Source organism: Escherichia sp. AM3, assembly GCF_032029835.1.
Lineage (GTDB): Bacteria > Pseudomonadota > Gammaproteobacteria > Enterobacterales > Enterobacteriaceae > Escherichia > Escherichia coli.
Genome location: NZ_JAVUPQ010001282.1, coordinates 1 through 239, shown reverse-complemented (window position 1 = coordinate 239; position 239 = coordinate 1). Strand labels below are relative to the sequence as shown.

Sequence of the window (239 nt, the reverse complement as noted above, 5' to 3'; positions counted from 1 at the left end):
GGATTCCGTTATCCGTGTCGCATCAATAACCAAGCTGATGACCAGCGAAATGCTGGTGAAACTGCTCGATCAGGGCGTGGTGAAACTCGACGATCCGCTCAGCAAATATGCGCCGCCCGGCGCTCGCGTTCCGACATATCAGGGAACGCCGATCAGACTGGTGAATCTTGCGACCCATACCAGCGCCCTGCCACGAGAACAGCCCGGTGGCGCTGCGCATCGCCCTGTCTTTGTCGGGC

General features: G+C 59.4%; 1 protein-coding gene. It reads left to right on the top strand.

Features of this window, described 5'->3' with window-relative positions; all coding sequences use genetic code 11:
• The coding region (locus tag RTW80_RS30680) for a serine hydrolase (protein ID WP_312722026.1) at positions 1–239 on the top strand (239 nt) is incomplete at both ends.